The organism is Paenibacillus sp. FSL R5-0744, assembly GCF_037972555.1.
In the GTDB taxonomy this organism is placed as follows: domain Bacteria; phylum Bacillota; class Bacilli; order Paenibacillales; family Paenibacillaceae; genus Paenibacillus_AQ.
In genome coordinates this window covers 6,052,578-6,066,571 of the sequence record NZ_CP150228.1, presented here as the reverse complement: position 1 = coordinate 6,066,571, position 13,994 = coordinate 6,052,578, and the positions used below count along the sequence as shown (strand labels likewise).

The 13,994-nt window shown below is 40.7% G+C and carries 15 protein-coding genes; 14 read left to right on the top strand and 1 reads right to left on the bottom strand.

What is annotated here, in order from left to right:
• Positions 1-5: 5 nt before the first annotated feature.
• Both MKY19_RS26800 and MKY19_RS26795 read left to right on the top strand, forming a co-directional pair.
• On the top strand, positions 6-1,004 hold the full coding sequence (locus MKY19_RS26800; RefSeq protein WP_042192005.1) for a globin-coupled sensor protein: 999 nt from the start codon (positions 6-8) through the stop codon (positions 1,002-1,004).
• Positions 1,005-1,037: 33 nt separating this feature from the next.
• Positions 1,038-1,655 carry a dihydrofolate reductase family protein gene (locus MKY19_RS26795; protein ID WP_339267304.1) on the top strand — a complete coding sequence of 206 codons (618 nt, stop codon included), beginning with the start codon at positions 1,038-1,040 and terminating at the stop codon, positions 1,653-1,655.
• Positions 1,656-1,719: 64 nt separating this feature from the next.
• Here MKY19_RS26795 and MKY19_RS26790 read toward each other — a convergent pair whose 3' ends face one another.
• Complete coding sequence (locus tag MKY19_RS26790) at positions 1,720-1,890, bottom strand: hypothetical protein (protein WP_156113190.1); 171 nt, start codon at positions 1,888-1,890, stop codon at positions 1,720-1,722.
• 192 nt (positions 1,891-2,082) lie between these two features.
• Here MKY19_RS26790 and MKY19_RS26785 point away from each other — a divergent pair, with 192 nt between their 5' ends.
• The 12 genes from MKY19_RS26785 to arsC all read left to right on the top strand — a co-directional run bounded on the left by MKY19_RS26785 (position 2,083) and on the right by arsC (position 13,981).
• Positions 2,083-2,892, top strand: coding sequence for a CPBP family intramembrane glutamic endopeptidase (locus tag MKY19_RS26785; protein ID WP_339798744.1), 810 nt, complete (start codon positions 2,083-2,085; stop codon positions 2,890-2,892).
• A 136-nt stretch (positions 2,893-3,028) separates the two neighbouring features.
• Positions 3,029-5,416, top strand: coding sequence for an ATP-binding protein (locus MKY19_RS26780; protein ID WP_339798741.1), 2,388 nt, complete (start codon positions 3,029-3,031; stop codon positions 5,414-5,416).
• Positions 5,394-6,050, top strand: a complete 657-nt coding sequence (locus MKY19_RS26775) for a response regulator transcription factor (RefSeq protein ID WP_076285527.1) — start codon at positions 5,394-5,396, stop codon at positions 6,048-6,050. The genes MKY19_RS26780 and MKY19_RS26775 overlap by 23 nt, the downstream gene beginning before the upstream one ends.
• A gap of 62 nt (positions 6,051-6,112) precedes the next feature.
• Positions 6,113-6,640 (top strand): DinB family protein, encoded by a 528-nt coding sequence (locus tag MKY19_RS26770; protein WP_339798737.1) that lies wholly within the window; start codon positions 6,113-6,115, stop codon positions 6,638-6,640.
• Positions 6,641-6,656: 16 nt separating this feature from the next.
• A complete protein-coding gene (locus MKY19_RS26765) occupies positions 6,657-6,800 on the top strand; it encodes a hypothetical protein (protein ID WP_179085821.1) in 144 nt (47 codons plus the stop codon).
• A 370-nt stretch (positions 6,801-7,170) separates the two neighbouring features.
• A complete protein-coding gene (locus MKY19_RS26760) occupies positions 7,171-9,132 on the top strand; it encodes an ATP-binding cassette domain-containing protein (protein WP_339798734.1) in 1,962 nt (653 codons plus the stop codon).
• A gap of 27 nt (positions 9,133-9,159) precedes the next feature.
• A complete protein-coding gene (locus tag MKY19_RS26755) occupies positions 9,160-9,828 on the top strand; it encodes a response regulator transcription factor (protein ID WP_042191977.1) in 669 nt (222 codons plus the stop codon).
• Positions 9,829-11,154, top strand: coding sequence for a HAMP domain-containing sensor histidine kinase (locus tag MKY19_RS26750; protein WP_339798729.1), 1,326 nt, complete (start codon positions 9,829-9,831; stop codon positions 11,152-11,154).
• A gap of 49 nt (positions 11,155-11,203) precedes the next feature.
• Positions 11,204-11,752 (top strand): GNAT family protein, encoded by a 549-nt coding sequence (locus tag MKY19_RS26745; protein ID WP_339798726.1) that lies wholly within the window; start codon positions 11,204-11,206, stop codon positions 11,750-11,752.
• Positions 11,753-11,834: 82 nt separating this feature from the next.
• The gene (locus MKY19_RS26740; RefSeq protein WP_042191975.1) at positions 11,835-12,161 is read left to right on the top strand and encodes a metalloregulator ArsR/SmtB family transcription factor; all 327 of its coding nucleotides are present in this window, start codon (positions 11,835-11,837) and stop codon (positions 12,159-12,161) included.
• An 89-nt stretch (positions 12,162-12,250) separates the two neighbouring features.
• Positions 12,251-13,540 (top strand): arsenic transporter, encoded by a 1,290-nt coding sequence (locus MKY19_RS26735; RefSeq protein ID WP_339267290.1) that lies wholly within the window; start codon positions 12,251-12,253, stop codon positions 13,538-13,540.
• Positions 13,541-13,561: 21 nt separating this feature from the next.
• A complete protein-coding gene (gene arsC / locus MKY19_RS26730) occupies positions 13,562-13,981 on the top strand; it encodes an arsenate reductase (thioredoxin) (protein ID WP_339798721.1) in 420 nt (139 codons plus the stop codon).
• Positions 13,982-13,994: the final 13 nt, after the last annotated feature.

Here is a 13,994-nt window from a genome sequence, read left to right as displayed (position 1 = left end):
AAATTATGATCAATCTTAGTTCAGAGCGACAACAGCAAGTTAGCTATATTGGGATTACTGAGGCTGATTTAAATGTATTGAAAAGTAAGGAAAAAGAATTCAAGCAAATCGTAAGCTCCCTTGTAGATGAATTGTATAAGCAGATGATAGAGGAACCTGAGCTACTCCACATCATTGAACAGCACAGTACGCTTGATCGATTGAAGGAAACGCAGCAGTGGTATTTTTTATCCATGGCATCGGGTGTGATTGATGAAGCATTTATTGAAAGACGACTGCTTATAGGTAAAATTCACTCGCGTATTGGTCTGACAACAAATTGGTATTTGGGCACTTACATATTATATTTGGATCTCGCTACAGCTTATTTTGAACGGATATTACCGACTGATTGGAAACCCGTCATTCATGCATTAACCAAGATGTTTAATCTGGATTCACAGTTGGTTCTGGAAGCCTACGAAGTCGATGAAAAAGCAAAAATAGAAAATTTATTAGAAAAGCAAAACCACTTGCTTACAGGTGTTAGTTCTGCGGTTCAAGAATTAGTATCCTTAATGGTTCAACTGAAAGATAGCAGTGAATCCATCGAGGAATTAGCTAGTAAGAATGCTGATTATCAAGAGAAAACACATCAAACTGTGTTATATCTTGACAAAGAGGTAGAGTCTATTCATCAAGTGGGTACAATGATTAGGGAGGTTGCTGATCATACGCATCTTTTGGGCTTAAACGCAGCCATTGAAGCGGCAAGAGCAGGGGAGTACGGTAGAGGCTTTGAAGTCGTCGCGAATGAAGTACGCAAGTTAGCTCGTCGCTCTAAAGATTCAATCGGAACGATTGATGAGAAGCTGAATAATATCAACTCCACACTGTCCAAGGTGAAAAAAGAATCGGAACACAATTCCATGTATTCTAGAGATCAGGTGAAGGGCTCTCAAGAACTGGCCTCCTTCGTGAATCTGATTGAAAAAGTGACCGTCGAGTTAGAAAACTTGAAATAATCAAGCATGTCCTCATATTGCGGATCGAATGTTATGTATTCATTTCTGGTACAAGGAGCGATGAGTGTGCCTGTAGATCATCATGAACAAGATGCAGAAAATTCATCTAGAAAGATTGTGGCAGGTTTATTCATATCGCTGGATGGAGTGGTAGACTCACTTGAAGCCTCACCTAAGAAGTGGGGGAGCAATGAAATGAATGAGACGATTGCTGCCGGTGTTGCACAGGCGGATACTGTACTGCTTGGACCACGTACTTACAAGATGTTAGCCCAGTTCTGGCAGCATCAGAGTGACAATCTACCCATGGCAAGATTCCTGAACCATTCTGACAAATATCTGGTCTCCAGTACGATTACGGAGGACATGCTCGAATGGCAACCTGCGAGCCTGATCAAGGGCAAGCTCTTCGAGGAGATAATGAAGCTAAAGCAACGGCCTGGAAAGAACATTCAGATCCCTGGTAGTCCGAGATTAGTCAGATCCCTATTACAAAATGGATTGTTAGATGAGCTTAGGCTTAATATCTGTCCCGTAGTCATTGGCTCTGGAATGCGTCTTTTTGACGAGATCACGAATCAAGTCCCACTTCATCTTGTGGACTCAAAAACTTACAGCAACGGTGTAGTAGGCTTAACGTATCGCATATAATCTTTGAAATGAAACACTCCTTCAGAATATTCTGAGGAGTGTTTTTTTTGTTTAGCAGTGCGGTTTAGACGTCGGTTTTGGAAACACCATTTAAGCTGGGAACATAATCGGCAGCTTTATCAATGTTTACCATCTGAGCCGCTTCATTAAAGTTATTGTTATTCTGTGCATTGTTTTTCTTACTTGGTTGATGTTTGCCTGGTTCACCTTTGGGACTGGCGTTATTTTTTGGCATGACATTCACCTCCATATTCTCCCCATAGTATGAGAAGGTAGTTTGAATTTTATGCCAGACAAGGAGGTGATGGGGTGCACCACCGCAAAAGATTTGCGGTTTTAACGGCAGTTATTTTCGGTGAAATGACCTGGATGTCATTGTAGAATTGGATTAAATGGGAAAAATAGCCGTTTAATTATAAAAAGGTAGGTGAGAATATTGCTCTCTGACAAGAAACAATCTCTTCTATTTATAATTATTGTGTGGGCAATGGCACTTGGGATGCTGCTACTCCCAGAATCAGCACAAGGTCTGTACGGATTTACCCCGTTACTCACAGTATTTCTCATGATGTTCTTGATTGTACGAGATGGTTATCGTGCTGATGGCTGGAAAAGGTTAGGTTTCAGATTTAGAGGAGGGAAAGAATACATATTGGCTTTGGTTATTCCCTTAATTTCACTGGGAGCGGGTTATGCTGTTTATTGGACAGGATGGGTATCAAGCTTGATCCCTCCAGATTCATGGATCAAGACGGCTATATATTTGGTCGTTTATATTGTTCTGGGCTCGCTATCTGCATTGGGGGAAGAAATAGGCTGGAGGGGCTGGCTGCTTCCGCGCTTTCAATGGATGGGAAGAGTTAGTTCCAGTATCACAATGGGTTTTATCTGGGCAATATGGCATTATCCAGCGATTCTTGGCCCACGTGCCTATCATTCTTCAGGGAACCGCTGGCTTGTGTTGACCCTGTTCACCTTATCCGTTGTATTTGCGGGAATTATTATTAATGAACTGCGTCTGATCTCTGGTAGTATATGGCCGGCAGTGCTTTTACATGGAACTAATAATGCAGTAGATAGTGTGTTGCGCAATATTACTGCGAGTTCATCACCGATGCTAGAGTATGTAGCTGGAGAGAGTGGTTGGGTCCCGGTAATTTTATATGGCGCTGTAGCAGTTTGGATTCTGAATCGAAACCTCAGGATAAAACGGCAGCCGATCAGTTTAGCGCAATAACACTTGCGTTCGTTTATAAATGAAGGAATATCATGCATAAAAGTATATTATTCCCTATTGAATTCATTTAAAATGGTATAGGATGCATGATTCTGAATTACAAATATGTATAATTTTGTTCTTCCGGGGGATTCAAATGAGAGTGAAACTCCGTTATTTTTTCATATCAGGGTTACTTTGCGTTTTTGCCTTTCTTATCATTCATTTTGTGGGAATCATTTACTCCAATATCTTACTTGAAGTTGGTCTGGAGCAGAATGAACAAGGACAATATTATATCGCAGAGGTCGACGTTTCCAGTGAGGGCTATAAGCAGAATTTACGGGAAGGGGATATTTTAGTAGCGGTTAATGGAACACCGATTGAAAAAGTGGATGGACCGGTGAGATACGGAAATCTCACGCAAGTTCAATCCATTGACCTCCTCCGTATATCTAAAGAGGGTACCCTGATCACAGAACATTATGATATCAAGAATAAATCCTCGGTATATCATACGTTCACACAGCTTGTAGTTCCTGGAGCAACCTTTGTTTTTTTGGTGGTGTTAAGTCTTCTTTTATATCGTAAAAAAAGTGGAGAACGCGCAGCTGAACTGCTAATTTTGTTCTTTTTATTGGTGGGAGTGACGTACTTCGCCGGATATGCCTCAAGCAGATCAGATCTCATCGGTAGAATTACTATGAGTGGCTTGCTACCTCTAATACCGCTGGTGTTTATCCACTTTGTCCAAGTACATCTGAAACGATTTAATGTTCTATTTCTTTCTACTTTTCTAATCAAGACATACTACGGATTCGTCATTTTACTTGGTATGGTTTCAAGCTTTAGTTTAGTTATTTACTCCTGGGATAGATCCTTGTATTCCTTTATGCGTCTGATCATTATTGGGCTCTTTGTTGTAGGCATCCTATACAGCATATTTAAGCTGCTCTATGTATACATCAATTATCGGAACACAGCACTTAAATCGATGCTTAAAATTATGTTAACTGGACAGATCCTTGCGTTTACACCGTTTGTTCTTCTTTCAGCTGTGCCGATTGCGTTTGGGGTCGAATTGATTCCTTATGAAATCACTACGATTTTCTTGTTTTTAATGCCAGTTACCTATTTTTATCTGCTCACTGCTAAACAGCTATTTGATATTGATTTCGCTTTTAGTCGATTTAAATATGATCTGTTCATTGCTTTCATTCCGGCGCTAATCATTGTGGTAGTACTGGCGATCATTCAGAGTAGGCCGGAATATGATTGGATCAAATGGGTTCAGATGTTTTTGGTGGTGTATTTATCGATTACGACTTTCTTATTTTTTAAGGAGAAAATAGATCATTATTTCCGGCCTAAGCTGGTCCATGAACTTCATCATTATCAAGGGAGTTTGGAACGATTCTCTAAGCAAATCTCAAAGGTTATGAAGATATCTGATTTGGAAGCTGCACTCAACAAGGAGATCAATGAGATTATACCGGTTAATCGGTCGGCTTTTTTTGAGATAGATGAGGATGAAAATTTGCATAGTCTCGAGCCAATCGTGGATGATTCAGGCCAAGACATCTATATACAATTTGTATCACAATACCCTGTTCTTAAAGTAGGGGAGGTCATTCAACTCCAGCAAGGGATCCTACTAGTGTTAGGTCGTCATAAAAAGAGTGTTCATCTCCTATGGATCGATCATAAGAAGAATCATATCAAGATGAATATGGATGAGCTAAATTGGTTAAATACCATCGCAAACTATGCAAGTATCGTCTATGAGAATTTATATCTGATTGAAGGTCTGATTGAAGACCTTGAAGTTGAAATGAAAAAAGATCAACATGGGGCACCCTGGGTTCTGCGCCTGATTTTTAACTTGTCAGAGAATGAGCGAAGAAAGCTGGCGGCGGATTTACATGATTCTGCCCTTCAAGATCAACTTATTTGGCTTCGTAGGCTGGAAACGCTGATCTCCGATCACGAAATTTCACCGAGAATCTTACCGGAGCTGCTTCAGATTAAAGAAGGACTTCTGGATGTTATCTATCAGATTCGGGAGACTTGCAATGAACTGCGTCCTCCGCTTCTTAGGGAAGCTGGGATTGTGAAGGCGCTGGAAATTTTATTTGAGTATGCTCAGCTGCAGTCCAATTATATTATTAGCTTTACATCAAGTCCGATAGGCGAGTTAAGTGATGAACTGGTGATAGCCCTTTATCGAATTGTGCAGGAACTTCTGAGAAATGCCGGGAAGCACGCTAAGGCAAATCAGATTGAGATTGAACTGGATCAGAAAGAGCATCTCTATTTCCGTTACAAGGATGATGGAGTAGGCATGAATATCGTAGATATTAAAGAATCATTTCATCATATGGGCTTGTCCGGCATCAAAGAACGTGTAGCGAGTCTAGAAGGGGATTGTACGTTTAACTCGAAGAAGGGTAAAGGGTTGGAGGTTATTATTTATTTACCGACAACGTCTTTTGTGGAGAAGAAAAATAGAGGAGGCGATGACGATGATACGTATCTTGTTGGTTGATGATCACCCTTCAGTTGGAGAAGGAACCAAGAATATGATTGAGCAGGATGCTGATATGGAGGTAACCTTTGTTTTGTCAGCGATGGAAGCTTTCGATATGCTGGAGCAGCAAGGATTTGATGTGATATTATGCGATCTTAATATGCCTACAATTAGTGGACTCGAATTCACCAAAAGAGCCGTTCAGCGTGATCCCGAATCTAAAGTGGTGATTTATACCGGATATGAAATCAGTGCGCATTATAACCTGTTGATGGAGTCAGGGGTTACAGGATTTATCTCTAAGACAGCTTCCAGAGAACAGTTGTTAAATACCATTCGTTGCGCACTAAGAAATGAGGCTGTCATTCCAGTTTCTTTACTAAAGCAGCTGCGCAGAAGTGATATCAAGATATCCAATAACCGGGATAATCAGTTCATTCAAGAAGTATCTATTAATCAAAAAGAACAAGAAATACTCCAAGAAGTTGCCAGTGGAAAAAGCAACAAAGACATAGCCAGCAAACTTTTAATGTCACAAAGGACTGTGGAGTATAATCTGACGAGAATCTTCGAGAAGCTGAGTGTACATTCCAGATCCGAAGCTATCGTAGAGGGAAAACGGCTGGGACTTGTTAGAACGGAGCAATTTTGAGCTGGACAAATACATAGTCTTGTAAATTTACAATTTCGAAGATATGAAGGAGAGATCACATTATGATCGACATGGACAAAATATATCTGATCGCTGATATCCCAGGTTACTCCCCACAAATTAGTCGTCTTTTATCCATGATGAACTATGCCAGACACACAACACTACAAGCCGTTGCAGGTCTAACAGTGGAACAACTGGACTACTTATTGGACTCAGAGAGCAACTCCATTGGAGCGTTATTATCACACTACGCTGCGGTAGAATATGCGTATCAAGTGGCTACGTTTGAGGGAAGAGATTTGTCTGAGGAAGAATTAACAATATGGAGGCCAGCGTTAAGCTTAGGAGACGAAGGGCGAGCGATGATTAAAGGGAATGATCTTAACTATTATTTAGACCGTTTAAATGAAGTAAGAGAAAGAACGTATGCATTGTTCGCAACCGTTGATGATGACTGGTTATATACAGAAGAGGAATTCTGGCATAACAAACAGGCGAACTACTATTTCATGTGGTTTCATGTATTCGAAGATGAAATTAATCACAGAGGCCAAATTAGATTGATACGAAAAAGAGCGCTAGCTTAAAGAAAGGGGAACATAAATGGAGTTCATAGAGAAGAGTATTAAGCCTTTATTTAACAAGTATCCGTTGCTCTCGAAATTTATCTTAGCAGTGCTAATCTTTGATATCGTCTATTACACAGGTAAAGAAGTTGGGCGAATTGCCTATTATATGACTCACTAAATCTTTATAAAATGTGCCTAACAGAAAAAGGCGAATTCGACTCCATGCTGAGTGAGAATTCGCCTTTTTCTATGACTTGACCTAAAAATAAACGGAGGAGAGTTACGAAGGGGCAATTTGGAACTGTAGGAGCGGTAGCGACCGCCTTTGTCTCCGAATTTCATCCGCTAACAGCGGTACAATTCAGGAAATTTGGAGACAACAGCGGCCGGATGTCCAAAAGTTCCCCGTAGTTACCACTTCCTCCTTAAATGTATTGTCTCAAGATGAGGAGGTATTCCAGTTCATTATCAGTTCACACAAATTTGTTAGGATTGGAAACATCAAAGGCAGAGAAAAAGAGCGTGACCCAGGAGAGGAAGAGATCGGAATGAACATATTAGAGGTTAAGAATGTTAAAAAATCGTATACTTTATATGGTAAGGAAAAGGTTCCAGTACTCCATGATGTGAATTTAAGCTTTGAGACAGGTGAATTTGTCTCTATCCTCGGTGAATCCGGTTGCGGAAAGTCCACACTAATGAATATTATTGGTGGAATGGACTCTGATTATGAGGGCGATGTCCTTGTTCGCGGGAAGAACCTAAGCAAGATGACCGAAAAGGAAATGGATGACTATCGCAAGAACAACATCGGCTTCGTATTTCAAAACTTCAATCTGATTCCACATTTATCAGTCTTGGAAAATGTTACGGTTGCGATGCAGATGACGAATACAAGTGAGAAAGAACGTAATAAGCGTGCTATAGAGATTTTGACTGAGGTAGGATTAAAGGATCATCTGAAAAAACGTCCGAATCAACTGTCCGGTGGACAAAAGCAACGGGTATCCATTGCACGTGCATTGTCGAATAATCCAGACATTATTTTGGCAGATGAACCTACGGGTGCGCTGGATAAGGATACAGGCGATCAAATATTAGTCTTGTTGGACAGCATAGCGAAAAGAGGAATCTTGGTCATTACCGTGACCCACTCGCAAAAAGTAGCTGATTACGGTAGCCGTATCGTTAAGCTTGAAGAGGGATTGGTGAAAGACGATATTCATTTGAAGGAGCGTTCCATGGCAACCTACGATGGGGGAGATGGTTCGGCCCGAAACCTCAGCTTAATGGCTTCTTTCAAAATGGCCCTTCAAAATATGAAGCTTAATGCCAAACGTAATGTATTGGTAGCTTTGGGTGGATCGATAGGTATTTTAAGTGTACTCTTGATGCTTTCCTTAGGAAATGGGATCACTAGCTATATTAATAATGAAATTAATTCAAGTATGGACCCTTTGCTGGTAGATATCACTAAGCCAAATCCAGAAGCCAAAGACATGAAGGGCCCAGAAGCGATGATGTTACCCGGCGTTACGTTTACAAAGGCCGATGTTGAGACGATTCGTAACCTTCCAAATGTAGATCATGTAGAGACCATAACAACGATTACTGGTAAGTCTACTACGGTTTTTGGAGATCAAACGGGTAGTCTCACACAATTAACCACCTTAAACGATACATTTGATAAAGCGACGATTAAAGCAGGGGCTTTACCGAAAGAAAATGAAGTGTTATTACCAACGAAAATAGCGAGTCAATTAAGCGGAAATGAGCAACCGAATGCTATGGTAGGGAAGTCTATTCATCTGTATATTAATGAAATGGATGCTCAACATAAACCGATAACGTTGGAAAAAGAAATCACGGTCTCTGGTGTTTATGAAGCCACTGATCCAAGAGCGCAAATGTCACCAACAGGATATATTCCAACACAGACACTGGAGCAAATGTATACTGATAAAGGGATTACCATTGGCCCGATTCAGGTTAATGCTTTTGCAACGGATATGAAATATGTGAATGATATTAATAAAGCGGCTGTTGATGCGGGCTTCTCGGGCTCCCAAACGGCAAAAATCATGGAGCGTATCACGACTTATGTGGATATGGCTACGATCGTTCTATCTGGTATTGCAGGGATTTCGCTCATCGTATCAGGGATTATGATATTGGTTGTACTTTACATTAGTGTAGTGGAACGGACGAAAGAAATTGGGATCCTTCGTGCGATTGGAGCAAGAAAGAAAGATATCAAGCGAATATTCTTTTCCGAATCCGCATTATTGGGTATATTTAGTGGTGTCTTCGCAATAATCTTTGCAGCTATTATTAGCTTTGGTTTAAATATACTTCTGGAAAATGCTTTTGGCGTAAAGCTTATTAACTTATCTGGATCTTATATCGTATTCGGATTAGTTGTAAGTACAGGGATTAGTATTGTCGCTGGTTTGATGCCTTCATCGAAGGCTGCCAAGCTCGATCCAATGGAATCTCTGCGATACGAATAAATACAATGTTGGAAAGGAAATTGATGTATGAGCACAATTCTAGTGGTTGATGATGATTCCCATATCCGCAAATTAATACGATTATATCTTGAAAAAGATCAGTTTTCCGTAGTGGAAGCGGAAGATGGTCAAATAGCATTAGACATTCTAGCTCATACAAAAATTGATTTAGCGATTGTGGATGTGATGATGCCGCATATCGATGGTATTGAACTGACAGAAGATATTCGATCTTATATTGATATGCCGATCCTAATGGTTACAGCCAAAGGAGAGTCTAAGGATAAAGTCAGAGGATTTAATGCGGGGTCAGACGATTATTTAGTAAAGCCGTTTGATCCCATTGAATTGGTACTGCGTGTGAAATCTTTATTAAAGAGATATCATGTAACCCCTTCGAATGTTATTCAATTAGGGGGAGTGACGATTGATCTAGGGAATTTAACAGTCGCTAATGCCGATCAAATGGTTGAATTGAAAAAGAAGGAATGTGAACTGTTATTTGCTTTGGCGGGTTCGCCAAGGCAAATATTCACCCGTACTCAGCTAATAGAGAATATATGGGGAATGGATTATGAAGGCGATGAGCGGACGGTTGATGTGCATATCAAACGATTGAGAGAACGTCTTGAACCCATCCCACAGTTCATTATTTCTACAGTAAGAGGACTTGGATATCGTCTGGAGCTAGCCTAGATGGTGAGAAAAAGTCTGCGTCTTCGAATCGTCGTTACGTTCATTGGTATTGTTTTAGTCAGTTTAATTATTTCCTTTTTTCTTTTTATGCAGTTTTCAGAAAAAAATAATACCCCAAACCATATGTTTATTAATATTGCTAAAGATATAGCAAAGGTGACAAATCTGATAGATGATCCGGAAAAAGTAAACGCATTTGCAGATCTGCTTAATCGATTTGGTATAGATATAGCGGTTGTTAATGAGCCAAGTGAATCTGTTTTTTCTTTAGACAAGGAGAAAGTTGCTAACTTATTCAATTCCAACACAACCGATGCGGTCTTTCTATCGGGTAGGGGTGGACTTGCTATCGTAGGGGTTCCTAAGATCGATGATGGAAAAGGTGCTTTCATTATTAAAATTGATTTTTCATCGACTGTAAGAGGCTTGAGAATTACGCTTCTGTTTACACTATTAGCTGTACTAATCATCGGAAGCTTGCTTATCTTGTTCATGTCCAGGTATATTGTGAAGCCTATTAAGAAGCTAACTGTTGCAGCGAAGGAAATGGCGTCAGGCAATTTATCTGTCCGATTGACTTATCGTAATAAAGATGAATTTGGTGAACTGATGGAGAGCTTTAATCGTATGGCTAGTGAGCTACAGAAAATGGACTCAGTTCGTGATGATTTTGTCAGCAATGTTTCTCATGAAATGCAGTCACCGCTTACATCGATTAGAGGATTTACAAGAGCGCTGCAAGACGGTGTCATTCCATTAGAAGAGCAAAAAGAGCATCTGGATATTATCTATGAGGAAACCTTACGCCTATCTAGGCTTAGTGATAATCTGCTCCGATTAGCCTCACTCGATTCGGAACATCATCCGGTTAATCCCACCACATTCCAATTAGACGAACAATTAAGAAGAACAATCGTATTAGCGGAACCACAGTGGGCACGGAAAGATATTATGATTGAATTGGATTTATTGCCTTGCGAGATCACGGTGGATAAAGATTTATTTGATCAGGTCTGGCAGAACTTAATAAATAATGCTATAAAATATACGGGGCAAGACGGTACCATTCATGTTGAAATTGAGATGAACGCGCAATTTGTGAAGGTATATATCAAAGATTCTGGTAAAGGCATTCCTGAGGAAGCACGTCCGCTTATTTTTGATCGATTTTATATGGTGGAGAAAGCGCGTAGCAGCGCTCTTAAAGGGAATGGACTTGGACTTTCCATTGTAATGAAGATTCTGAAAATACATGATTGTAATATTGATGTGGAGAGTAAAGTTGGAGAAGGAACCCAGTTTGTTGTAACGATTCCTAGAACCTAAACCACATGAATAGTTAATGGGCTAAAGCTAAAGGCAAACTTTGAGGGGGATGATGATGCAAGATCTAAATCCTATCTATTTACGCGAATTGAAGCATACGGACTGGAAAGATGTTCATTCGTATTGTTCACAGGATCGTGTGTGCCGTTTTCAAGCCTGGGGTCCAAATACTGCTGATCAAACTCGTTCATTTGTGAGCCAGGCACTAGATGACTCTCAAAAAGTTCCCAGAACTCGGTTCGCGCAAGCCATAGTTGCAGTAGGAACTGAAAATTTGATCGGCATGGTTGAATTAAATATTAGAAGCCATACGGACAGAAGCGGTGAAATCGGCTATATTGTCCATCCTGATGTCTGGGGACAGGGAGTCGCTACAGCAGCAGCCGGACTAATGTTGAAGTTTGGTTTTGAAGAACTGCATCTACATCGAATATACGCGACCTGTGACCCTCGAAATAGTGGATCATCCAAGGTGCTCACCAAGATTGGCATGACCTATGAAGGCAGATTAAGAGATGCTTTACTCATAAAAGATGGCTGGCGAGATTCTTTAGTGTTTAGTGTATTGGAGCAAGAATGGGATAAGGAAGTGCGCTAAAATAAAGTCTTGCTTCTAAATGTCTAGTTCATTACAATATAAGTATTCGCTTATATAAGTGTTGGAAGGAGGAGAAGTAGGGATGCAGTCACTGACGGATATTGCAGATGATTTGAAGCTCTTAGGAGATAAGACGCGACTGGCCATGCTTTCACTTTTGAAAGAACGGGAATGGTGCGTGTGTGAATTCCTTGATATTTTTGATATATCCCAGCCGGCGATTAGTCAGCATTTACGGAAATTGAAGAATAGAGGGATCGTGAAAGAAAGCAAACGAGGGCAGTGGGTGCATTATTCATTAAATGTCGAGGATAAACCACATCTTAAGGCTGTTCTTCAACAAATGCCCAGCTCAGCCGCGATATTGGCTAGTTTGAATAAAGAAGTTAAAGCACCGTGCTGCGACTAAAATATAGTTGTAGTTTTTTAGAGTGTATATAACTATATAGTTATATGGTGATATAGGATTTATTCGTAGATTATAGGAGTGTTGAGAAAGTGGTCATGCTAGCCATACTTATTTTTATGGTAACTTTAATTTTTGTAATCTGGCAGCCTCGAAATTTATCGATTGGATGGTCAGCCTGCGGCGGAGCGATCATTGCTTTACTAGCTGGGGTAGTTAGCTTTAATGATGTTCTGGATGTAACACAAATGGTGTGGAATGCGACGTTGGCGTTTGTTGCAATCATCTTAATTTCCTTAATTTTAGACAGTATTGGATTTTTTGAATGGGCAGCGTTACATATGGCACGAGCAGCACGGGGGAACGGAACACGAATGTTTGTCTATGTCATCGTTCTTGGTGCATTGGTTTCTGCCTTTTTTGCAAATGATGGAGCGGCGCTAATACTTACCCCTATTGTACTTGCTATGGTTAGAGCGCTGAATTTTGATGAGAAAAAAGTATTTCCATTCATTATTGCTAGCGGCTTTATTGCGGACACCACCTCATTACCGCTTGTGGTTAGCAATCTTGTGAATATCGTATCGGCTGACTTTTTTGGAATTACCTTTATGGAGTATGCGGGGAAAATGATTGTACCTACGCTATTCTCATTGATAGCGAGTATCGTGGTGCTTTATTTCTTTTTTCGCAAAAGTATTCCGAAGCGATTTAATGATTCCGAGCTAAAAGATCCGCAAGAGGCTATTAAAGATAAGAAGATGTTCCGTCTATCATGGATTGTACTGGCTATTCTTTTAATAGGGTATTTCGTTAGTGGATTCTTGAAGATTCCGGTATCAGTGGTTGTGGGAATCATTGCAATTTTGTTCATGCTCCTCGCGAGAAGAAGCCCTTCCGTCAAGGTGAAACAAGTGCTTACAGGAGCACCTTGGGCGATTGTGTTCTTCTCCATTGGAATGTATGTCGTGGTATATGGACTTCGGAATGCGGGTCTAACTGATCTACTCGCTAAGGCGATAGGAATGATTGCTGATCAGGGTCTATTCGCTGCAACTATGGGTATGGGGTTCATTGCTGCATTGATCTCATCATTGATGAATAATCTGCCCACTGTAATGATTGACGCACTCGCAATTGATGCAACGCATACAACCGGAGTTATTAAAGAGGCATTAATATATGCGAATGTTATAGGTTCAGACTTAGGGCCTAAAATCACCCCGATTGGCTCACTAGCAACGCTGCTGTGGCTCCATGTGCTTTCGGCCAAAGGTGTGAAGATATCCTGGGGAACGTATTTTAAAACGGGTATTATATTAACTATCCCAACGTTGTTTATTACACTTTTAGGTCTTTATCTGTGGTTGTTGATTACTTAATTTGAAAAGGGGAAGATCAGGATGGACAAGAAAACGATTTATTTTTTATGTACAGGAAACTCTTGCCGGAGTCAGATGGCTGAGGGCTGGGCAAAGCAATATTTAGGGGGAGAATGGAACGTGTACAGCGCTGGAATTGAAGCCCATGGTCTAAATCCAAAAGCTGTACAAGCTATGAGCGAAGTAGGCATAGATATCACTGGACAGACCTCGGATATGATTGATTCTAATCTGCTGAATAATGCTGATTTAGTCATTACGTTATGTGGGGACGCTGCGGATAAATGTCCAATGACGCCTCCGAAGGTCAAACGGGAACACTGGGGCTTCGATGATCCGGCAAAAGCGCAAGGGACCGATGAAGAGAAGTGGGCAGTGTTCCAGCGTGTGCGTGACCAGATTGAGGAAAGAATCAAACGATTTGCGGAGACCGGCGAATAGTTACCAGGTGAAG